The following is a 21,851-nucleotide window of genomic DNA, read 5'->3' on the forward strand; positions in this document are numbered from 1 at the left end:
GGCCCGGCCGCGGGCACGCGGATCAGGGCTGGGTATAGCTGCCCTTGGTCCAGCCCGAGGTGCCGGGGTCGGCGCAATATTCGGTCGTGGTGTCGTTGCCCGTCACATAGAGGCGGATGTGCTGCCCGGCCGAGTCCGCCCAGGTGATGGCCGATGCCTGCTGGCCCGGGAAGCTGGCGCCGGTGACCCAGCCATTGCCGTCGTTGCAGCGCTCGGTGATCGTATAGTTGTCGCTCGAATAGACGCGGATGTGCAGCGCGTGGTTGCCGTCGAACCAGCTGATCGCGCAGGTGCTGACCGGAAAGCTTGGATTATCGGCCATCGGAGTTCCCCCTCTTTGCAACGCGTCCCGATGACGCGCGGCGGGAAGCTTCCTTCTCGCCTGGGCCGGCGCAACCGGCATTGGGTCCGGATCGGTGCGGTGGCGGATCGATCTGGATAAGTTCGGGATCGTCAGGCATCTGCTAGCGTTGAGCGTCCAATCCCGTGCCGGAGCCTGCATGACCGACAGCCGACAAGCGAAAACCTCGGTCGCAAAACAGCTTGGGCCCGGCCTGATCACCGGCGCGGCGGACGACGATCCCAGCGGCATCGCCACCTATTCCCAGGCCGGCGCGCAGTTCGGCTATGGGCTGATGTGGACGATGGTGCTCACCTATCCGCTGATGTCGGCGGTGCAGCTGGTGAGCGCGCATATCGGGCGGGTGACGGGGCAGGGGCTGGCCGCGAACATGCGCGGATTCCTGCCGAACTGGCTGCTGAGCCTGCTCGTCACCATCCTGTTCATCGCCAACACGATCAACATCGGCGCCGATATCGCCGCGATGGGCGATGCCGCGCAGATGGTGGCCGGCTGGGGCGACCATTGGTTCACGGTCTTCTTTGCGCTGGCCAGCCTGCTCCTGCAGGCGTTCGTGCCCTATCACCGCTATGCGCGGGTGCTGAAATGGCTGACCCTGTCGCTGTTCGCCTATGTCGCGGTGGTGCTCGCGGTGCAGGTCGACTGGGCCGCGGCGGCACGCGGCCTGGTGGTGCCGCGCATCGACGGACCCGATGCCATCGCGACGATCGTTGCGCTCTTCGGCACGACGATCAGCCCCTATCTCTTCTTCTGGCAGGCTGCGCAGGAAGTGGAGGAAGTCGAGGACCATGACGGCGCCCGCCCACTGGTCGATGCGCCGGAGCAGGCGCCGGACGAGATCAGGCGGATGCGGGTCGATACATTCGTCGGCATGGCCTTTTCCAACCTGATCGCGCTGGCGATCATCACCGCGACCGCCGCGACGCTGCATGTGCAGGGAATCTCCCAGATCAACACGGCGACCGACGCCGCCCAGGCATTGAAGCCGGTCGCCGGCAATTTCGCCTTCGCGTTGTTCGCGGTGGGAATCATCGGCACCGGGCTGCTCGCGGTGCCGGTGCTCGCCGGATCGGCCGGCTTCGCGGTGAGCAATGCCCGCGGCTGGCGCTGCGGGCTGGAGCACAAGGTCAAGGACGCGCCCGGCTTCTACGGCGTGATCGCGCTGTCGATCCTGCTCGGCGTGTTCCTCGACTGGTCCGGCATCCCACCAATGCAGGCGCTGTTCTGGAGCGCGGTGGTCAACGGCTTCGCGGCCGTTCCGATCATGGCGGTGATGATGGTGATCGCCACCCGGCGCAGCGTTATGGGCGAGTTCCGCATCCATGGCCCGCTGCTCGTCTTCGGCTGGGCGGCGACTATCGTGATGGGTGCGGCGGCGGTGGCGATGCTGGTCTGGCAATAAGTCCCCGAGCCGCTAAGCTTCGCCGAAAGGCAGGTGAGGGGCATATGGCAGAGGGCGCAGCGGAGCCGAGCGGCAAGGACATACGGCTGGTGATCGGCGCATCGTCGCTGGGCACCATCTTCGAATGGTATGACTTCTTCATCTGGGGCACGCTGACCGCCACCGGCATCCTGCAGCATACCTTCTTTCCCGCGGGCAACGACGTGCTGGCGAGCCTGCTCGCCTGGGCGGCATTCGCTGTCGGCTTCGGTTTCCGGCCGCTGGGCGCGGTGCTGTTCGGCTATCTCGGCGACAGGATGGGGCGGAAATACACCTTCCTCGTCACCATCACCGTGATGGGCCTGGCGACCGCCGGCATCGGGCTGGTGCCGGGCTATGCCGAGATCGGCGTGGCGGCGCCGGTGCTGATCCTGATCATGCGGGTGGCGCAGGGGCTGGCGCTGGGCGGTGAATATGGCGGCGCGGCGATCTATGTCGCCGAGCATTCGCCGGGCGGGCGGGCCGGCTTCCATACCAGCTTCATCCAGGCAAGCGTGGTCGGCGGCTTCATCCTGAGCCTGGCGGTGGTGCTCGCGTTCAAGACGCCGATGCCCGCCGCGACCTGGGAGGCCTGGGGCTGGCGACTGCCCTTCCTCTTCTCGATCCTGCTGCTCGCGGTGTCGCTCTACATGCGCCTCAAGCTCTCCGAGAGCCCGGTGTTCAAGGCGATGAAGGAGGCCGGCGAGACGGCGAGCAACCCGTTCCTCGAGAGCTTCACCTATCCGGGAAACCTGCCGCGCCTGTTCGTCGCGCTGTTCGGCATCGCGGCCGGGCTGACGGTGATCTGGTACACTTCGATGTTCTCGGTGCTGTCGTTCCTCACCGGGCCGATGCGGATGGACCCGACCACGGCGCAGCTGATCTGCGGCGGATCGGCGTTGGTCGGCTGCGGGTTCTTCATCCTGTTCGGGCATCTCTCCGACCGGATCGGGCGCAAGAAGCCTATCGTGATCGGCTATGCGCTGACTTTGGTGCTGCTCTTCCCGCTGTTCTGGGTGATCGGCAATGCGGCCAATCCGGGATTGGCGGAATCGGCCCGGCACGCGCCGGTGATCGTGCGCGGGCCCAATTGCAAATATGATCCCTTCGCCGCGAAGCAGATCGATCCGTGCGCGCAGGTGCTCGATCATCTTTCGAAGAAGGGGGTGCCCTACAAGACCCAGCGCGCCGATGCGGTGGTGGTGACGGTGGACAGCGTGCCGGTGGCGGATGCCAGCCCGGCGGGGCTCGACGCGGCGCTGGCCGAGGCGGGCTACCGGCTCGAGCGGGTCAGGCCTTCGATCGGCAACATCGCGGTGATCGTGCTGGCGATGCTGGGGCTGATGGCGCTGGCCGGCGCGACCTATGGCCCGGTGGCGGCGCTGCTCAGCGAAATGTTCCCGAGCCGCATCCGCTATTCGTCGATGTCGATCCCCTATCATCTCGGCACCGGCTATTTCGGTGGCTTCCTGCCTTTCATCAGCCAGTATATCGTTGCACGCACCGGCGATCCCTATGCCGGGCTCTGGTACACGATGGCGGTGGTGGCGATGGCGCTGCTGGTCACCGCCCTGGGGCTGACCGAGACGGTGCAGCCGCGGAAGCACGGGCACGCAAGGCACTGAGGGCATAGCCTCCCTCCGCAACGGCCATTGCGGGGGTGGGGCGCAGGGCCTAACCGCTGGAAACATGACTGCACCCCTGCGCCTGCGGCTGGACAGCGCCGCGCTCGTTTCCAACTGGCGGCACATGGCGAAGCTGAGCGGCAGCGCCGCTTGCGGCGCCGCGATCAAGGCCAATGGCTATGGGCTGGGATCGCGCGCGGTGGCCGAGCGGCTGGCGGCGGCGGGATGCCGCGACTTCTTCGTCGCCACCTGGGCCGAGGCGGAGGCGCTCGCCGATCTGGGGCTGAGCGTGTCGGTGCTGCATGGGCTGCGCGCCGAGGATCCGCTCGATGCGACCTATGCCCGGCCGGTGCTGGCCACACCCGAGCAGGTCCGGCGCTGGAAGCCGACCGGGCGGCCGTGCGACGTGATGGTCGATACCGGCATGAACCGGCTCGGTGTCTCGCCAGAAGAGGTTCGTGCCGGGCTGCTCGACGGGCTGGTGATCGAGACTCTGCTCAGCCATCTGGTTTCGGCCGACGAGGATGTACCGCTCAACGCAAAGCAGCTCGCGGCGTTCGGTGCGCTCCGGGGGCGGACTCCGGCAAAGCGGATGAGCCTGGCCAATTCGGCGGGTATCGCGCTGGGCAGCGACTATGCCTTCGACCTGACCCGGCCGGGCATCGCGCTGTATGGCGGCCGGCAGCGCAGCGGGCATGACGCGATCCGCCAGGTCGCGACGCCCGAGGCGCAGATCCTCCAGCGGCGGCTGGTGCGGGCGGGCGAGAGCGTGGGCTACAACGCCACCTGGATCGCCGAGCGCGACACCGAGGTGGCGACGCTCAACCTGGGCTATGCCGATGGCTATCTGCGCTGCTTCTCGAGCAAGGGCCTGGCATCAGCGGGCGGAGTGACGCTGCCGCTGATCGGGCGCGTCTCGATGGACCTGACGGCGCTGGACGTGAGCGCGCTGCCTTCGCTCAGGGAAGGCGACTGGGTGACGATGTCCTATGCGCTGCCCGAGACGGCGGCGCTGAGCGGGCTCTCGCAATATGAGCTGCTGACCGGGCTCGGCCCGCGCTACGACCGGATCTGGGCATAAGAAAAGGGCCGCTCTTTCGAGCGGCCCTTTCCGTTTGTCAGGTGCTTCGGATCAGAAGCGAACCTGGGCGCCCGCGTAGAAGAAGCGGCCCATGTTCGGGTAGATCGCGTCGTTGCCGGTGCCGGTCGCGTCATACGGCGGCAGCTCGTTGGTGACGTTGTCCACGCCGAAGTACAGGCGGTAGTCCTTCGACACGTTCACGCCCAGACGGATGTTCTGGTAGACGATCGGATCGTAGAACACGAACGGACGCGCATCGGGATTGAGCGCCGCACGGCCCTGCGACGGGAAGAAGGTCTCGTAGGTGAGGCTCGAGACGATCTGCTTGCCGACGTAGCGCGCGTTGTAGTTCACGTCGAACTGGCCAAGCTTGATGTTCGCGGTGAACTGGCCCTGCCACTTCGGATCGCCCAGCGTGCTGTCGATACGATCGTAGCGGTTCGGCTCCGTGATGTAGCTGTAGGACAGACGATCCATCACATAGCTGACCACCGTGCGCAGGCTGATCGCGAAGTCGTCGTTGAACTTCTTCTCGTAGCCGACGTCGATGTCGATGCCGCGGGTCGCCAGCTTGGCGAAGTTGTACGGCTGGTTGATGAAGCTGTTGCCGTTGCCGGCCAGCGCCAGGTTGAAGGTCGACTGATCGATCTGACGGGTCGACTGGCCGTTGAACGTGAGGTTCTCAACCGCATTCGTGCTGCTGCGGCGGAAGACCGCGGCGCAGAAGATGTTGTTGATGCCCGAGGGATCGTCATAGCAGCGATTGATGATCGCCTGGCCGGTCAGGCCCGAGATGACGTTCTTCACGCGCACATTGTAGTAGTCGACCGAGATCGTCAGGCCGGGCACGAAGCTGGGCGTGAACACCGAGCCGACCGTGAAGCTGTAGCCGGTTTCCGGCAGCAGGTTCGGGTTGCCCGAGTTGATGCCCGCCAGGCCGGCCGTGGTCTGGTTGGTCCAGGCACGGGTCAGCACGGCGCCCGAAGTCGGATCGGTATAGGTGATCGTCGTCGGAACACCGGCCGCGGCGCAGTTCTTCGCGCGGTTCGGGTTGGCATTGATGTTGTTCGCCGAGTTGGTGCCACCGGGCTGGTCGCACGGATCGGTGAAGCCGTTCTGGAAGGTGGTCGCCGCCGTCGCATAGAGGTTGCTCAGGTTCGGCGCGCGGACCGACTTCGAGAAGGTGCCGCGGAAGCGCAGGTCGCGGATCGGCGCCCAGATCGCGCCCGCATTCCACGCCCAGACCGAACCCGTCGTGCCGCCGTAATCGGAGACGCGCGCGGCGCCTTCGAAGGTCAGCTCGCGGATGAGCGGCAGCTTGGCAAGCAGCGGGATGCGCAGTTCGCCATAGGCTTCCTTCACCTTCACCGCCGGCGGATCGAAGGTCGCTGCCGGGTTGAGGAAGGTCTGGCCCGACGCAGTGATCGCGTCCTGGCTCGAGCGCGCGTCTTCACGGCGATATTCGCCGCCGACCGCGAAGCCGACCGGACCGCCCGGCAGGCTGAAGAAGCCGCTGGTGTCGCCCGACAGGAACGCAGTGAAGTCCAGCTGCTCGGCCCACTGGTTGCGGGTCGAGGTGTGCAGGATGTAGTTCAGCGCGTTCTGATCGTAGCGGTTCTCGCCGAACAGGTTGATCGGGTAGCAGGCCGCGTCGTCATTGGTCGTGCTGGCATCGGCGTTGACGCCGCATACGACCTTCTGGCCGGCGCTGTTGAGCACGAAGTTCGAGCCCGCATAGCCGGTCGGTGCGAGCACCGCATTGGCTGCGCGGTTGAACTGGGTGACCAGCACGTTGCCGCCGGTGCGGTAGAAGTTCTCGGTGCGGCCATAGTTGGCTGCGACTTCGTAGCGCAGGTTGCCCGAGCTGCTCAGGTCGCCGGCGACGCCGATCACGCCGCGATAGGTCTTGCGGTTGTGGAACTCGGCGCGGGTGCCGAGATCGTTGTTGAAGCGGTTGAGCGAGAAGCTCGTCGCGCCCGGAGCCAGGATGGTCGTCAGCGTGTTGCGGGCGGCCGTGGTCAGGAACGGGTTGTTGACGCTGAAGGTCGAGGTCAGCGTGCCGCCGGTGAAGCTCGGCTGCACCGACTGCTGGTGGACCTTCACCTGCGCATAGGTGAGCTCGGCGAACGGCTTGAACGCGCTCGAGAAGTCACCGTTGATGAGCAGGTTCGCGACATAGCGGTCCTGGCTCGGCATGAGCATGGCGCCTTCGACGCCCGAAGCCGACTTGCCGAACAGGATGCCGCCGCCGATCGCGCGGTTGTCGGTCATGCCGGTGGTGGCCGGCGAGTCCTTCACCAGCGAGCCGTCCGGCTCGAACATGTAGAAATAGGCGAGCGGGCTGCCGGTCGGCGAGTTCTGGCCGGTGCAGATCGCTGCGCGCTGGGCCGCATTGGCCGCGGTCGCGGTCGCCGGGCAGGTGGTCACGACGGTGCCGCCGATCGAGCGGTTGCCGAACACGACGCCGCGCGGAACGAAGCCGGTGTTCGGAATGCCGTCGAAGTTGCGGTTCGGCGCGGTGGTGATCTGCGTGGTGATGAAGCCCGGCGTGCCGCCATAGGCACCCAGATAGTCGCGATCGGCGTAGTAGAGCTCGTTCGCATGGGTGTATTCGGCCGACGCGGTGATGTTCAGACGGCCGTCCATCAGGTTCTTGCCGGCGAGCGCGCTGACCAGATAGGTGCCGCGATCGCCATAGGTGCTGACGCCGCCCTGTGCGCGGACGCGCAGGCCCTCATAGTCGCGACGCAGGACGAAGTTGGCGACGCCCGCGATGGCGTCCGAACCATAGATGGCCGACTGGCCGCCGGTCACGGTCTCGACGCGGTCGATCAGGTCGTACGGAATGGTGCTGACGTCGGGCGTGTAGCTGCCCGGCACTGCCGAGACGACGCGACGGCCGTTGATCAGGGTCAGCGTGCGCGCAGTGCCGAGGCCGCGGAGATCGAGCAGGCTGAGGCCGGCGGTGCCGATCGAGCCGGTCGAGTTGGCCTGGCTGAAGGTCGAGCGGAACTGCGGAAGCTGGTTGAGCGCGTCGCCGACCGAAACGTCGCCGCGGGTGCCCAGCAGCTGGGTCGCGGAGATCGTCTGGACGGGAACAGCAGCGTCGATCGTGTTCCGGATGCGAATGCGCGAACCGGTTACAACGATTTCCTCATCCGGCGCCTTCTCGGCATCGCTGGTGGCGGGCGCGGTCGGCGCCTGCGTATCCTGAGCATATGCTGCTGAGGACCACAGGAGCGACCCGGCGAGCGCCGTCGCGCTCAGCAAGTGAGAGATTTTCATTGGTTCTTTTGCCCCTTCGGACTGGATGTCCGAGGGTGCAAAGAAGCCGGACATGTTTCCGCATCGCAAGATATGGAAATAAGGGGCCGCGCAATTAGGCGGGCACTGTTGCAGAAATGCGACTGTTACACGCGATAAATTTCAATAGCAACGACATTAATGCAACATTCAGAATGTGCCTTAGCGCTTCAATACGCTAAGGCCCATTCATCGGAAATATTTCGTCACACGATGAAAACAGTCGAGCAAGCGATAAAGCCCGCTCAGCGCTCGACGCACATGGCGATTCCCATGCCGCCGCCGATGCACAGAGTCGCCAGGCCCTTCCTGGCGTCGCGCTTGCCCATTTCGTAGATCAGCGTGGTCAGCACGCGGGCGCCAGACGCGCCGATCGGGTGGCCGATGGCGATCGCGCCGCCATTGACGTTGACCTTCGAAGCGTCCCAGCCCAGCTCCTTGCCGACCGACAGCGCCTGGGCGGCGAAGGCTTCATTGGCTTCGATCAGGTCGAGCTCGGCGATCGTCCAGCCGGCCTTTTCCAGCGCCTTCTTCGACGCCGGAACCGGGCCGATGCCCATGATCGACGGATCGACGCCGGCGCTGGCCCAGCTCTTCACCGTGGCGAGGATCGGGGCGCCGCGCTTCTCGGCTTCGGCGCGGCTCATCAGGACGAGCGCGGCGGCGCCGTCGTTGAGGCCCGATGCGTTGGCGGCGGTGACGGTGCCGTCCTTCTTGAAGGCCGGGCGCAGGCCCGAGACGCTGTCGAGCGTCGCGCCGGCGCGGATATATTCGTCATCGGCGACGACGGTATCGCCCTTGCGGCCCTTGATCGTGACCGGCGCGATCTCGTCCTTGAAGCGGCCCTCGGCGCGCGCCTTCTCGGCCTTGTTCTGGCTGGCGACGGCGAACTCGTCCTGCTCGAGGCGGGTGACCTGGAACTGCTCGGCCAGGTTCTCGGCGGTGATGCCCATGTGATAGCCGTTGAACACGTCGGTCAGGCCATCCTTGATCATCGTGTCGACCAGGGTGACATCGCCCATCTTCGCACCCGCACGCAGCGCCTGGGCGTGGTTGGCGAGCGACATGCTCTCCTGGCCGCCGGCGACGACGATGGTCGAATCGCCGGTCTGGATCGCCTGGGCGGCGAGCGCGACGGCGCGCAGGCCCGAGCCGCAGACCTGCTGCACGCTCCAGGCCGGCACTTCCCTGGGCACGCCGGCAGCCATCGAGGCCTGGCGGGCCGGGTTCTGGCCCTGGGCGGCGGTGAGCACCTGGCCGAGAATGACTTCGCTGACTTCCTCGCCCTTCACGCCGGCCTGCTCGAGCGCGGCCTCGATCGCGACGCGGCCCAGCTCATGCGCGGGAGTGCTGCCGAATGCGCCGAGAAAGGCGCCGACAGGGGTGCGCTTGGCGGCGATGATGACGACGTCGGTCGGGCTGGTCATGAAAGGACTCCTGCGGTGGTCTTTGTCGTTTGGCGGCTATTTAGTGTGCGCTGCGGCAAGAAGCCAGTCGCGCAACGGCTCCCAAACCATTTCGGGCGCCCGGCCGCCGACGATCATGCCGACATGGCCGAGCGCGAGGCTTTGCCGCTCGGCCAGACCCGCGGCGGTGGCGGCGGGAACGATCCGGTCGGTGGTCGAGAGCAGCTCCAGCGCCGGGCAGGCGAGGCGGGAGGGCAGGATGCGGGTGCCGTGCACCCACCAGCGTCCGCTGCCGGGGCGATCGGCGCGGAAGAAGCGCTCGAACATCTCGGCGCCGGCGGCATAGGTGAGCGGCGCGCCGGCATTGGCCCAGTCCTCGAGCGCGAGGAAGGCGGCGGCCTGGTCGCTGCCGGGCTCGAGCCGGGCGAAGCGCTCGAACTTGGCGATCGTGCGGGCGGGATCGAGCTGCCAGAAGCCGGACTGGAGCACTTCCATCGGCACAAGGCCCAACCGGGCGCAGGCGGGCCGGGCGGCTTCCCATTGCGCCGCAATGGCTGCGCGCGCGAAATCGCCATAGCGGCGGAAGCGCCAGGGCGCCGCGATCGTCACCAGCCCGCGTACCGGGCGGAGCATCGCCGCGGCCATCGCCAGCGTGCCGCCAAGGCAATAGCCGGCGAGGATCGGCGGTTCCTCCAGCGCATCGAGCAGCGGAAGCAGGAGTTCGGCGATGTGGTGGTCGATGCCCTGGTCGCGATCCGCGGGCCCGGGGGTACCCCAGTCTACAAGAAGCGGTCGAACCCCTTGAGTCGCCAGCCATTCGAGCAGTGAATTGCCGGGCGCCAGATCGAGGATGAAGGGCGGATTGATCAGCGAGGGCACGAACACCACCGGCACGCCGCTGCCGCCATAATCGCGCAGGGATGCCCGTCCCGCGGCGGCGATGGCGGGCTTGGGCGCGCGTTCGGCGGGCCGTTCCGCCTCCTGATAGGCCTTCAATCCGGCAAGCGCGGCGGCTCTTCTTTCAGGCGATGTTGCAGTTTCGCTGCGCAACAGCGAAAGGAATAGCGGAAGCGGTCGCGGCCCGTGTTGCGCCGCAGAATGAAACGATGATAGATATGTTTCACTCACGCGGGGATCCTAGATGAAGAAAAGCGCTGCGGGCACTGGGCCGGTCATCATCAAGAAGTACGCGAACCGGCGCCTCTACAACACCGAAACCTCGTCCTACATCACGCTCGACCATCTGGCGGCGATGACGCGCGAGGGGCGCGACTTCAAGGTCGTCGATGCCAAGACCGAGGAGGACATCACCCATAATGTCCTCACCCAGATCATCATGGAAGAGGAGCAGCGCGGCCAGACGATGCTGCCGGTCAACTTCCTGCGCCAGCTGATCGCGCTGTACGGCGATTCGATGCAGGCGATGGTGCCGGGCTATCTCGAAGCCTCGATGGAAAGCTTCCGCCGCAACCAGCAGCAGTTCAAGTCGGCGGTCGAGGGCGCGTTCGCCAACTCGCCCTTCGCCGAGATGGCCAAGCGCAACATGGAAATCTTCGAGGCGGCGACCCAGGCGTTCAAGCCGGGCGCGACCCCGGGTGCGCCCGGCGCCGCCGCGGGTGCCACGCCGGCAGCGGCTCCGGCCACCTCGGGTGAGGACGACGTTTCCGCGCTCAAGGCCGAGCTGGCCCGGTTGCAGGACAAGATCGAGAAGCTGGCGAAGTAATCCGAGCTCCCCTCCCTTCCAGGGAGGGGCTCGAGACGACTTAGCCCCGCGCGTTCAAGCCACCCAGCGCCGCGCGGATTTCCTCCAGCGTCGGCATCTTCTGCTCGATCACGCAGCGCAGGCCGAGGCCGCCAAAGCCGTGATAATCCGTGGCGCTGGCGAAGGCGATCGTGTTGTCCCCGCGCACTTCGGCGCCGCGCACCGCATTGGCGGGAAGCGCGACATGCTCGCCATAGCGCTTGCCCGAGGAACTGGCGACGATGCGATCCTGCTCGTCGACGATCGAGATGCTGGTGCGGCTCCAGTCGCGCTCGCCGAACAGCGACCTGTCCGAGATGATCGTCGGGATATGGCCTTCCCAGTCGAACTCGACATAGAGCGCGCCGAGCGGGCGGCCGTCATGGCCGCGCGGGCGCACGCCGGTGACGAAGACGAGCACCGCGCGATGGTCGGAATAGGGGTTCAGCCAGACTTCGTCGGTGAACCATTCGTCTCGCCGGTGGCTGCGCATCGCGTTGAGATATTGCGGCGCGCTCGACAGATCGACGCCGCGCACGCGCGCATGCGGATCGGAAGCGGCGATCACCTGCCCCGCATCGTTGGCGAGGAAGGTATTGAGATAATAGGGCGAAATCGAAGTGAGCATCGCCAGACGCGCATCGGCCGCGGCGATCGTCCCGGGCGAGGGATCGGTGAGCGCGGCGATCACCTCGGCGTCCGAGGCCATCACGCGCAGATCGACGCTGCGGCCATAGAGATGGCGCGTGACGTTCTGGATCAGCGCCTGGGCAAGCTCGACCAGGCGGGTGCCCTCGATCTCGCTGACCATCTCATCGGCAATGCCGGCGCCCATCGCCAGGCGCTCGCGCACTTCGGAGCGGAATTCGATCGAGGCGCCGCGCGCCTGCTGCGCCAGCGCCTTCACTTCCTGCGCCACCACCGAGAAGCCGCGACCGGCCTCGCCCGAGCGGGCGGCCTCGATCGCCGCGTTCAGGGCGAGCAGATTGGTACGCGCGGCGATCTCCTCGCTCGTCGCGGCGTAGCTGTCTACTTCCTCGCGGAGGACCGACAGAAGGGTTCGAATTCTGCGTGGCACATGACCGTCATAAGACAGGACGGTTAATGCCTAGTTTAGCACGATAAAATCAGGGCTTGCGGAATTTGAGCGTCATCCGGTCGCTTTCGCCGATCGCCGCGTATTTGGCGCGGTCGACATCCTTCAACCGGTAGCTGGGCGGCAGCGTCCACACGCCATCGGGCCAATCCGCCGTATCGCGCGGATTTGCGTTCACTTCCGATGCGCCGGCGAACACGAAGCCGGCCTGTTCGGCGAGGCGGCGCACGGTCGAGACCTTGATATAGCCGCTCGACTTCTCGCGCTCGGCGCTGGCGCTTTCGGGCAGGCGATGGTCCTCGATGCCGAGCGTGCCGCCCTTCTTGAGCATCGCGAACATCTGCTTGAAGGCTTCGGGCGAATAGTCCTGGTCGTTCCGCTTGTAGCCCATCCGCCAGTTATGAACGTTGCGGAAGGTCAGCACGACGTCGGCGGTGCCGTCCGGCACCCTGGGCTGGCCCGCCTCCGCCGGGAAGGCGACGAGCTTGGCGTGGCCGTACAGCGCCGGATCCTTGGCCTTGAAGGTCTCGACCGCCTTGCCGCCATTCGGGAAATCGGGGCCGACCGCGGCATAGTAATTGCCCTTCGCCCGGGTGAGCGGGGCGAGGATCTCGGTGTACCAGCCGCCGCCGGGCCAGATCTCGACCACGGTGTTGCCGGGCTTCACGCCGAAGAAGCTGAGCGTATCGACCGGATGACGATACGGGTCGCGCGCCACATTCGCCGGGGTGCGGCTGGGCGACGAGACGGCTTCGGCGATCGCGGAACGCTGCGTGCGCGGCGCGCCGGTGGCGACGCTGGCCACGGCGACGGCAGTGGTGAGCACGGCGAGCACGGACAGGGTCTGGCGCATGCGAAATTGCTCCCTAGATGTCGCGCTCGCCTTTGGGGGGTTTTTGTGACGATGCAACTACAATTATGGCTCGGCGCGGCGGGCGCGGCAGTGATCGCGGTGGTCAGCGGCCTGGGCGAGCATCGCCGGCGCAAGCGCAAGCGGATCGACGATGTCGGCTTCGTACCCTGGCAGTTCATCCAGGTGATGGCGATGCTGGGCGCGGTGATCCTGGCGAGTGTGGCGCTGAATTTGCGCTAGAGGGCGCCTATTTCGCCCCGGGCGGGCACAGGGCGACGCCTGCGGATCGCTGATCGATCAGCAGCGCGAAATGCTGCAGCGTATGCGCGCCGACCAGAAGCTCGGGATATTTCTCCGACACCCGCACCCTAATGTCGGCGAGCGTCGCCGCGCCGATGCGGAAGGGGCCATGCAGCGTCGCGCTGCCCGTCTTCACGATCGTGTTGGTCAGCTTGCCTTCGCCGGCCGCCTCGATCGCACCGCCGCCAACCCGATCGAACAACGCCTGCGGCAGCACGAACGCGACATTGGCGCCGGTATCCAGATTGCCTTCGGTGGCGACGCCACCGATCGTCACCGGCACGCGGAAGGCGCGCGTATAGCCCAGCACGCCCGGTTCACCTGGCCTGAGCGCGAGGCTGCGCGTGAAGGTGAGCCTTTGCCGCGGATAGTCGATCACCAGCAGGCCATTGGCGAAGAACTCGCGGCCGAGGATTCCGGCGAATGCCGCTTCGGGCGCCATCCTGCCGCTATAGTCGCGGGTCATGACCCTGACGTCGCGACGGACCAGGCCGCCAAGCTCGACGGAGGCCAGCGTCACTGTCTCCACGCGCGCGGTGGCTACGGCGTCCGAAGTCTCGGCGCTTCCCGTGACGGGCAGGTTCAGCTTCGAGACGAGGCTGGCATCGGCACGGCCCATGCCGCTGGCGCCGGTATCCACGGCGAAGGCGAACGGTCCTTCGCCATCGACGCGCACGTCGACATAGATGCGGCCATCGATGACGCGGAAAGGTACGCTCAGCACCGCGTCGGTTTCGGCTGACCGCACCAGCGAGCATGGGGACGAGGGGGCTGCGGCCATCAAGGGCTGTGCCGGCACCATTCCCGCAATCAGGCCGGCAATTGCAGCACTTCCGGCTTTCCAACGCATGCCTGCCTCCCCATCGGCGTGTATTAATTACATAATACACGCGCCTGGATTGGCGTCAACGATCGCCGGGCGGCTAGTAGAATTTCCGCAGGGTCAGCCGGCGCGCGGTGCCATCGCACAGTTCCAGCGCCACGACCCGTCCCGGCACTCCGGCGCTCCATTCGATTGGCCTGCCGGCGACCGGCGCACCATCGGCGGCACAGATCTTGTCGCCTTCTTGCCAGCCGGTCTCGGCGGCCGGCGAGCCGCGCATGACGTGGAGCACACGCAGATGCGTGCCCTCGGCGCCGAGCAGCAGCCCGCTGGTCGAGCGGAGCACCGGTGGCGGCGCCAGGCCGGGCTGGAGCACCATGCGGCCGGCGCGCGGATCGAGCAGCACGCGGTAGCGCAGCAACAGGCCGGTGCCGATTCGCCCGGCCGCGCCGGCACTGGCGGAATAGCCGCCTTCGCCTTCGATGCGGACTTCGGTCTCGGACAGGATATTGCCACCGAGGATGAAGCCGGGGATGACCGCGGCCTCGCTGACCAAGGCGCCGCCGATGCCCCAGCCCAGCGTGGTGGTGAGCGTGGCGCCGCGATAATTGGCCGAGGCCCAGGCCGGGCGGCTGAGCGTGATCGCAGCGCCGTCGCCGGTATCGACGATCATCGGGCGCAGCCGCGCGCCGCCCAGCCTTATCTCCGTGACCGGCACCTCCGATCCGCGCTGGAGCGCGAGCGACGCGGTCTGGCCGGTGAAGGGCATGCGGCCCGTGGGCAGGATGCGGAAGCGCCTCGCCGCATAGTCGATGTCGAGCGCGCAGCAGCTCAATATGTCGCTGCCGATCAGCAGGTCGGCGCCGAACCGGTCCTGGCCCGGCGCATCGGGCACGGCGATGCGGCCGCCGCGCCGGGTGAGCCCGCCCATGACCAGCGTGCCGCCGGGCGCCCAGGCGACCTCGACCCCGCCACCGATCGCCAGCGCGCGCTGGCTGCGGCCCAGGGCGAGCCGGGCACGCGTGGCGAAATCGCGGGTGGCGAGCGTGTTGGTGAGGCCGGTATCGAGGATCGCGCGGACCGGGCGGCCGTTCAGCACCGCCTCGAAGCGGATCTGGTTGGAGGGCGTCAGGTCGAAGGCGATCCAGCGCGCCTCGCTGTCGGGCGCGAGCGTGATGCCGTCCCTCGGCTCCTCGCCGGGCGCGGAAACGGGAGAAGCGGCAAGCGCCAGGGGCAGGAGAAAAGACAGCACCGACACAGATTAGCCGGTCAGGCGATCAGAGGCACGCCTCGAGCAGCGCCTGGTCGAAGCCGTACTGCTTGGCCTTGTCGAGCGTATAGGGACGCAGGCCCATCGAGCGATATTCGCCGATGATCTTGCCGTCGGCGCTCTCGTCCAGATACTCGAACTTGAACAGTTCCTGGGTGACGATCACCGGGCCTTCCATGCCGATCACTTCGGTGACGTTGGTCACGCGGCGTGAACCGTCGCGCAGGCGCTTCACCTGGATGATGAGATCGACAGAATCGGCGATCTGGCGGCTGATGGCTTCCTTCGGCACCTTGATGTCCGACATCATCACCATGTTCTCCATACGGGCGAGCGCTTCGCGCGGAGAGTTGGAGTGGAGCGTACACATCGAGCCGTCGTGACCCGTGTTCATGGCGGCGAGCATGTCGAAGCACTCGCTGCCGCGGATTTCGCCCAGGATGATGCGATCCGGGCGCATACGCAGCGCGTTCTTCACCAGATCACGGATGGTGATCTCGCCCTGGCCTTCGAGGTTGGGCGGACGGGTTTCGAGCGGCAGCCAGTGCGGCTGCTGCAGCCGGAGTTCGGCCGCGTCCTCGATCGTCAGCACGCGCTCGCCCGGGTCGATCATCTTCGACAGGGCGTTGAGCATCGTCGTCTTGCCCGAGCCGGTACCGCCCGAGATGACGATGTTGAAGCGGCTGGCGCCGGCGATCTTGAGCGCGGTCGCCATCTTCTGCGACATCGACCCGCCCTGAGCCATCATGTCGAGCGTGATCGGCTTGGCCGAGAACTTACGAATCGAGATAGCGGTGCCGCGCAGCGACAGCGGCGGCACGATCACGTTGACGCGGCTGCCGTCCTTGAGGCGGGCGTCGGCGAGCGGCGTGGTCTGGTCGACGCGGCGGCCCACGGAATTACAGATGCGCTGCGCGATCTGGAACAGATGCTCCTCGTCGCGGAACTGGATGTTGGCGAGCTCGAGCTTGCCCTTGCGCTCGACAAAGGTCTGCTCGGGGCCGTTGACCATGATGTCCGAGATGGCCGGATCGGCCAGCAGCTCCTCGAGCGGCCCGAGGCCGAGCAGCTCGTCGACCAGCACCTTCTCGAGCGCGAACTGCTCGCGGCGATTGAGGGTGAGCTTCAGCTCGGCGAGGACTTCGCCGATGATCGGGCGGAACTCCTCGGCCAGCTCGTCCTTGCTGAGCGTGGCGGCGGCTTCGGGATCGACGCGCTCCAGCAGGCGCGGAAGCACCTGTTCCTTGATGCGGTGGATCGACGCCTCGAATCCCTCGACGCGCGAATTGCCGGCATCGCCCGAGGCGGCCTGGCGATCGGCAAGGCGTTGCAGCGCCTCGGCGCTGGCTACGCTCGGGCCGTTGGGGTCACGCTGCTCGAAGGAGTCGGGTGCGGCGCCCTGGCCGGGCAGCGGCACCGAATTGATCGGCGGGAACTGTTCCCCGCCCAGCGGGGCGGGATCGACCGGGCGGGGCAGCGGTCCGCCACCCTGCATCGGGCGCGCAACGCCGAACGCCGGCCGGCCTGCCGGTCCACCACCCAATCCGCTGCGTCGTCCGAAAGCGCTCATCAGAACCCAATGTCCCCTCGACGGCAGAGTGTTACCGGCCAAGGCTTGATATTTACCTAACCCGATCACCGCCGCGCAGTTACGGATTGTTCCTGCGGGTAAACGTGCGGGGTTAAAGGAATGGTCCCCGGGCGCGGGTGCGGGCCCCGCTGGGCGGCACGCCGGCGAGTTCGCGGAAGTCGCGGGCCATGTGCGCCTGATCCGCATAGCCGCGCGCGGCAGCGGTATCGGCGAGATTGTCCCCGGCCTGCTGGACGTCCCGCAAGGCCGCACGGAAGCGGAGCAGGCGCAGATAGGTGCGCGGGGCCATACCCAGCTCGCGCGCGAAGATGCGCTGGAGCTGGCGCGGGGGCAGGCCGGTACGGGCGGTAATCTCGCCGACGCCGCGCGATGCAAGGATCGCCCGGGCGAGCGGCGGCGGCGTTGTGCCGGCCAGCGCCCGGGCAAGATTGGCGACCGGGTCGCCTTCCAGCAAGGCGGCGAGCGTCGAACCCGGCGCGAGCGCGATCCAGTCATCGGCGAAGCCGGGGCAGGGTGCGCCGCCCAGCGTGTGCCAGGCCCAGGGCCAGAGCTTGATCGCGGTGAAACGGGCATCGCCGCTGAAACCGAAGCGGATCGGATGCGGTGAAAGGCCGGTGGCGAAATATCCGGGCTGGTCGCGCCGCCAGGTCGAGCGGCCGGCATAGCGGTGGATCAGCTCGATGCAGCCGTCGGGCGTTGCCTCATGCTCGACCCAGCCGGGCTGGCTGGCGGCCAGCGTCCAGACCGAGGCGACCAGCCCGTCCAGCGCGGGCGGCAGGGGCAGCTCGGCATAGTCCATTGCGCCAGCCTCGCATGTCGTGTCGGTTCAAGCCAGTGTCGGCGCGCGGGGCTATCGGCTGGTGCAAACGGGAGGATCGACGATGATTGCCAACCTCATGCTGCTTGCGGGCATCGGCCTGTCTCCGGAGTCGTTCGACTGGCTGATCGGAAAGTGGTGCACCGAGCCGCGGAACGGCCGGATGACGTGCGAGACCTGGCAGCCGGGCGGCGCCGACGGCGTGCTGCGCGGCGAGACGGTAATCACCTCGCCCAAGGGCGAGCAGCGCGAGACGATGCGGATCGAGGGGGCCGGCGACGCGCTGGTATTCCATGCCGAGCCTGCGGGCCAGGCGCCGGCCGATTTCAAGGTGAAGCCCGGCGGGATCGGGGCGCAGAGCGTGGAGTTCCTCGATACCGCGCATGATTACCCCCAGCGCATCCGCTACTGGCGCGAAGGCGAGATGCTGATGGCGGAGATCTCGCTGGCCGATGGCAGCAAGCCGATGCGCTGGGCGTATCGCCGGGTCACCAGATAGCGATCAGTGCCGCTCGGGTGCGATAAACAGCTGGGGCCCGGGCCAGGGGCCGTCCCAGCAGGGCTGGCGGTCATCCGGGCGGAACCTTGCCGGATCGCGCGGGGCGATCAGCGAAGGTGCGCGGGAGAGCGGCGCGACATAGGTCATGTAGCCGCCGGGCACGACGCCGAAATAACTGCAACGGATATGCGGCGCGCGCGGCAGGGTGACGGCGCGCCAGATCTCGAAGGCGGGGGTGATCGCCCCGATCGCGAGCGATGCGACCAGCAGGTTCCACCACAGCCGCTTGCCGGGGGGCGGCGCCTTGACCAGCTGGTCGGCTACCGCGAACGCGAGCACCACCAGAGCGGGGATCGACGCGCGCATGGTGAAGTCGTTCGACTGGCCGACCTGGCCATAGGGAACCACCAGCAGCACCAGCGTGACGATCGCCAGCGTTGCCCCACCGAAACGCGCATTGCGGCCGATGAACCAGAGCGGCAGCAGATAGAGGCCGACCTCGCAGATCTCGAACACGATATATTGGTGGAGCGGCAGCGCCGCCGCACTGCCGCCGACCGCGTCGCTGCCCGTGGCCAGATAGAGCAGGGCGGGGATCGCCATCAGGGTCGCCGCGGCGGGGGCGATCACTGCAGCAGGGTTCAGGCTCCCCTTGCGAAGCGCCTCGATGCCGGCATGGGCGGCGAACGGCATCAGGCCGATCAGCGACAGCGGCGACCAGAGGGCGAGCAAGGGCAGCGGGGTAAGGAAGCCGGCGAGCGTGAGCCGGTTGTCGCGCCAGAGCAGATAGAGCAGCGCGCCGATCCAGCCGGCCAGGCAGTGCGGCGGCGTCCAGAACAGCTGGCTGATATGCGAGGAATAGACCGCGACGCTCCAGCGCTCGGCATTCCAGCTGATCGGCTGGCCCGCCAGGACCTGGCCCATCGCGTCGAGTCCGCTGAAGCCGATCAGGATCGTCAGCGCGATCACGCGGGCGCGGGTGGTGGAGAAGAGCGTGGCGCCGAGCGCGAGGATCGCGGCGAGGATCAGGCTGTTCTGGACGAGCAGCGCCAGCTCCGCGGCATATTGGCCTCCGACCCGGCCGACCGCGGCGGGCGCCAGATACATGCCGAGCGGCGCGCGCAGCATCTGCGGCGAGGGGGCGACATCATAGACGAAGGGCCAGGGATTGAGCGCCATGTCGCGCAGCACCGCGCCGCGCACCTGCCAGTCGGTGGTGGCGTAGAAGAAGCGCCCCTCGCCGCCGAGGAGGAAGACGACCAGCGCGATGCCGGCGCAGAAGGCGAGCAGGCGCAGGGTAGGACCGTTGCCGCGATCGGGCACCCGCCTTGCGATCCAGATGACCAGACCGGCGACGAGCAGGGCCAGCAACGCGGTGACCCCGGTCGAGATCAGGCCGAGGAAGCGCCAGAGCAGGATATTGTCGAGGGCGAGCCACCCGCCGAGCAGCGCGACCAATATGCCGGGAGCAACGGTGCGGTCGCCGAGGCGGGTCGATCCGGTGGGCAAAGCTGCCTGCGGCGCTGCGGATGTTGCCATCGTTCCTCCCCCCGGATGCCGGGCTAGCGGTCATGCGAGAAGAAATGGTTACCGGAGGGGAAGGGCGATGGACAGGGGGCGCCGGGGCACATCGGGCGGCGAAGGCAGCATCCGGGATTCTGATTCACGGCGGATACCGAAAACAGAAAAGGCCGGGCATTGCGCCCGGCCTCGTCCAGCCCTGCCCATTCGGGCGGGCGAGTTTCGGGGCGGCCTTAGCCGGCCTTTTCGGCGAGGACCGTCAGGCCCTTCTCGTTCACTTCGGCGAACCCGCCTTCGATGCGGATCGTCTCCGGCGTGGTCGCGCCGGCCTTGTAGATCTCGAGATTGCCGTCGCGGATGGTCGACATCAGCGGGGCATGGCCTTCGAGCACGCCGAAATCGCCCTCGGTGCCGGGGACGACGACCATGTGCACTTCCTCCGAGCGGAGGAGCTTTTCGGGGGTCACGAGTTCGAAGTGCAGGGACATTGCTTTTCTCTCAAAGCCCCTCCCCTTCAGGGGAGAGGTCGGGGGTGGGGCAGGAGTCTCACCGAGACCGGAGCCCGCGGACAGGCCCCACCCCAACCCCTCCCCCGAGGGGGAGGGGCTAGATTTGGCTTACGCCTCTTCGGCCAGCTTCTTGCCCTTGGCGATGGCGTCGTCGATGCCACCGACCATGTAGAAGGCTGCTTCCGGCAGGTGGTCATACTCGCCGTTCACCACCGCCTTGAACGAGCGGATCGTGTCCTCGATCTGCACGAAGGCGCCGGGGATGCCGGTGAACACTTCGGCGACGTGGAAGGGCTGCGAGAGGAAGCGCTGGATCTTGCGGGCGCGCGAGACGGTCAGCTTATCTTCTTCGCTCAGCTCGTCCATGCCGAGGATGGCGATGATGTCCTGCAGCGACTTGTACTTCTGCAGGATCGACTGGACCGCACGGGCGGTCTCGTAATGCTCCTGGCCGACGACGCGCGGCTCGAGAACGCGGCTGGTCGAGTCCAGCGGATCCACCGCCGGATAGATGCCGAGCTCCGAGATCGCGCGGTTGAGCACGGTCGTCGCGTCGAGGTGGGCGAACGAGGTTGCCGGGGCCGGATCGGTAAGATCGTCCGCGGGAACGTACACTGCCTGCACCGAAGTGATCGAGCCCTTGTTGGTCGAGGTGATGCGCTCCTGCAGCGCGCCCATGTCGGTCGACAGGGTCGGCTGGTAGCCCACGGCCGAAGGAATACGGCCGAGCAGTGCCGACACTTCGGCGCCCGCCTGGGTGAAGCGGAAGATGTTATCGACGAAGAACAGCACGTCCTGGCCTTCGACGTCGCGGAAATATTCGGCGATCGTCAGGCCCGAGAGCGCGACGCGGGCGCGGGCGCCCGGCGGCTCGTTCATCTGGCCATAAACCAGGGCGACCTTCGAACCTTCGCTGATGGCGTTGCCGTCGGCATCCTTGGCGATCACGTTCGCGTCGAGGAACTCGTGATAGAGATCGTTGCCCTCACGGGTACGCTCGCCCACGCCGGCGAACACCGAGGTGCCGCCATGGCCCTTGGCGATGTTGTTGATCAGCTCCTGGATGAGCACGGTCTTGCCCACGCCGGCGCCGCCGAACAGGCCGATCTTGCCGCCCTTCGCGTACGGCGCGAGCAGGTCGATGACCTTGATGCCGGTGACGAGGATCGCGCTCTCGGTCGACTGGTCGACGAACAGCGGGGCCTCGGCGTGGATCGGCGCACGCAGGTCGGTGGCGACCGGGCCGCGCTCGTCGATCGGCTCGCCGACGACGTTGAGGATGCGGCCGAGCGTCGCCGGGCCGACGGGCACGGAGATCTGCGCGCCGGTGTCGGTCACGGTCTGGCCGCGGGTCAGGCCCTCGGTCGCGTCCATGGCGATCGTGCGGACGGTGTTCTCGCCGAGGTGCTGCGCAACCTCGAGGACGAGCTTGTTGCCGTTGTTGTCGGTCTCGAGCGCCGAGAGGATCGCCGGCAGCTCGCCTTCGAAGGCGACGTCGACGACGGCGCCGATCACCTGGCTGATGCGGCCAACATTGTTGGTCGTCGTCGGCGCAGTGGCCGGAGCGTCGGCCTTGGGCTTCGCGGCGCGCGGCTTGCGCGCGGGCTTCTCTGCGGTCGGGGCTGCGGTGGCCAT

At 67.2% G+C, this 21,851-nt stretch carries 19 protein-coding genes; 6 read left to right on the forward strand and 13 right to left on the reverse strand.

Going from position 1 to position 21,851, the window contains the following annotated elements:
• Window positions 1-22 precede the first annotated feature (22 nt).
• A complete protein-coding gene (locus AC1RJ5_RS17085; protein WP_269572915.1) occupies window positions 23-322 on the reverse strand; it encodes a fucose-binding lectin in 300 nt (99 codons plus the stop codon).
• A gap of 178 nt (window positions 323-500) precedes the next feature.
• Here AC1RJ5_RS17085 and AC1RJ5_RS17090 point away from each other — a divergent pair, with 178 nt between their 5' ends.
• The 3 genes from AC1RJ5_RS17090 to AC1RJ5_RS17100 all read left to right on the forward strand — a co-directional run bounded on the left by AC1RJ5_RS17090 (window position 501) and on the right by AC1RJ5_RS17100 (window position 4,487).
• On the forward strand, window positions 501-1,763 hold the full coding sequence (locus AC1RJ5_RS17090; protein ID WP_493114544.1) for an NRAMP family divalent metal transporter: 1,263 nt from the start codon (window positions 501-503) through the stop codon (window positions 1,761-1,763).
• A gap of 44 nt (window positions 1,764-1,807) precedes the next feature.
• The gene (locus AC1RJ5_RS17095; RefSeq protein WP_493114546.1) at window positions 1,808-3,406 is read left to right on the forward strand and encodes an MFS transporter; all 1,599 of its coding nucleotides are present in this window, start codon (window positions 1,808-1,810) and stop codon (window positions 3,404-3,406) included.
• 64 nt (window positions 3,407-3,470) lie between these two features.
• The gene (locus AC1RJ5_RS17100) at window positions 3,471-4,487 is read left to right on the forward strand and encodes an alanine racemase (protein WP_493114548.1); all 1,017 of its coding nucleotides are present in this window, start codon (window positions 3,471-3,473) and stop codon (window positions 4,485-4,487) included.
• A 51-nt stretch (window positions 4,488-4,538) separates the two neighbouring features.
• Here AC1RJ5_RS17100 and AC1RJ5_RS17105 read toward each other — a convergent pair whose 3' ends face one another.
• The 3 genes from AC1RJ5_RS17105 to AC1RJ5_RS17115 form a co-directional block, all read right to left on the reverse strand.
• Window positions 4,539-7,772, reverse strand: a complete 3,234-nt coding sequence (locus tag AC1RJ5_RS17105) for a TonB-dependent receptor domain-containing protein (RefSeq protein WP_269572911.1) — start codon at window positions 7,770-7,772, stop codon at window positions 4,539-4,541.
• Window positions 7,773-8,035: 263 nt separating this feature from the next.
• A complete protein-coding gene (locus tag AC1RJ5_RS17110) occupies window positions 8,036-9,217 on the reverse strand; it encodes an acetyl-CoA C-acetyltransferase (RefSeq protein WP_269572910.1) in 1,182 nt (393 codons plus the stop codon).
• 36 nt (window positions 9,218-9,253) lie between these two features.
• A complete protein-coding gene (locus AC1RJ5_RS17115; protein WP_493114551.1) occupies window positions 9,254-10,324 on the reverse strand; it encodes an alpha/beta fold hydrolase in 1,071 nt (356 codons plus the stop codon).
• Window positions 10,325-10,337: 13 nt separating this feature from the next.
• Here AC1RJ5_RS17115 and phaR point away from each other — a divergent pair, with 13 nt between their 5' ends.
• Window positions 10,338-10,919: a polyhydroxyalkanoate synthesis repressor PhaR gene (phaR, locus tag AC1RJ5_RS17120; RefSeq protein ID WP_269572908.1), complete on the forward strand. Its 582-nt coding sequence runs from the start codon at window positions 10,338-10,340 to the stop codon at window positions 10,917-10,919.
• A 40-nt stretch (window positions 10,920-10,959) separates the two neighbouring features.
• Here phaR and AC1RJ5_RS17125 read toward each other — a convergent pair whose 3' ends face one another.
• A complete protein-coding gene (locus AC1RJ5_RS17125; protein ID WP_269572907.1) occupies window positions 10,960-12,015 on the reverse strand; it encodes a methyl-accepting chemotaxis protein in 1,056 nt (351 codons plus the stop codon).
• A 49-nt stretch (window positions 12,016-12,064) separates the two neighbouring features.
• Window positions 12,065-12,886: a class I SAM-dependent methyltransferase gene (locus AC1RJ5_RS17130; protein ID WP_269572906.1), complete on the reverse strand. Its 822-nt coding sequence runs from the start codon at window positions 12,884-12,886 to the stop codon at window positions 12,065-12,067.
• Window positions 12,887-12,931: 45 nt separating this feature from the next.
• Between AC1RJ5_RS17130 and AC1RJ5_RS17135 the strand changes: the two genes are divergently transcribed.
• Window positions 12,932-13,126 (forward strand): hypothetical protein, encoded by a 195-nt coding sequence (locus AC1RJ5_RS17135; RefSeq protein ID WP_446746006.1) that lies wholly within the window; start codon window positions 12,932-12,934, stop codon window positions 13,124-13,126.
• Between the two features lie 7 nt (window positions 13,127-13,133).
• Here the strand turns inward: AC1RJ5_RS17135 and AC1RJ5_RS17140 are convergent, their stop codons facing one another.
• The 4 genes from AC1RJ5_RS17140 to AC1RJ5_RS17155 form a co-directional block, all read right to left on the reverse strand.
• The gene (locus AC1RJ5_RS17140; protein WP_493114554.1) at window positions 13,134-13,934 is read right to left on the reverse strand and encodes a retropepsin-like aspartic protease; all 801 of its coding nucleotides are present in this window, start codon (window positions 13,932-13,934) and stop codon (window positions 13,134-13,136) included.
• 175 nt (window positions 13,935-14,109) lie between these two features.
• A complete protein-coding gene (locus tag AC1RJ5_RS17145) occupies window positions 14,110-15,261 on the reverse strand; it encodes an aspartyl protease family protein (RefSeq protein WP_342251009.1) in 1,152 nt (383 codons plus the stop codon).
• A gap of 25 nt (window positions 15,262-15,286) precedes the next feature.
• Window positions 15,287-16,849 carry a TadA family conjugal transfer-associated ATPase gene (locus tag AC1RJ5_RS17150; protein WP_269572903.1) on the reverse strand — a complete coding sequence of 521 codons (1,563 nt, stop codon included), beginning with the start codon at window positions 16,847-16,849 and terminating at the stop codon, window positions 15,287-15,289.
• Between the two features lie 112 nt (window positions 16,850-16,961).
• A complete protein-coding gene (locus AC1RJ5_RS17155; RefSeq protein WP_342251008.1) occupies window positions 16,962-17,669 on the reverse strand; it encodes an AraC family transcriptional regulator in 708 nt (235 codons plus the stop codon).
• 82 nt (window positions 17,670-17,751) lie between these two features.
• Between AC1RJ5_RS17155 and AC1RJ5_RS17160 the strand changes: the two genes are divergently transcribed.
• Complete coding sequence (locus AC1RJ5_RS17160) at window positions 17,752-18,186, forward strand: DUF6265 family protein (protein WP_342251007.1); 435 nt, start codon at window positions 17,752-17,754, stop codon at window positions 18,184-18,186.
• A 3-nt stretch (window positions 18,187-18,189) separates the two neighbouring features.
• Here the strand turns inward: AC1RJ5_RS17160 and AC1RJ5_RS17165 are convergent, their stop codons facing one another.
• From AC1RJ5_RS17165 to atpD, 3 genes are all read right to left on the reverse strand, one after another.
• Window positions 18,190-19,725: a hypothetical protein gene (locus tag AC1RJ5_RS17165; protein ID WP_493114557.1), complete on the reverse strand. Its 1,536-nt coding sequence runs from the start codon at window positions 19,723-19,725 to the stop codon at window positions 18,190-18,192.
• Between the two features lie 215 nt (window positions 19,726-19,940).
• Entirely contained in the window at window positions 19,941-20,195 is a 255-nt protein-coding gene (locus AC1RJ5_RS17170) for an ATP synthase F1 subunit epsilon (protein ID WP_116840035.1), read from the reverse strand.
• A 129-nt stretch (window positions 20,196-20,324) separates the two neighbouring features.
• The gene (gene atpD / locus AC1RJ5_RS17175; protein WP_269572899.1) at window positions 20,325-21,851 is read right to left on the reverse strand and encodes a F0F1 ATP synthase subunit beta; all 1,527 of its coding nucleotides are present in this window, start codon (window positions 21,849-21,851) and stop codon (window positions 20,325-20,327) included.

It is taken from the genome of Sphingomonas sp. GW822-FHT03G08, from assembly GCF_058801135.1.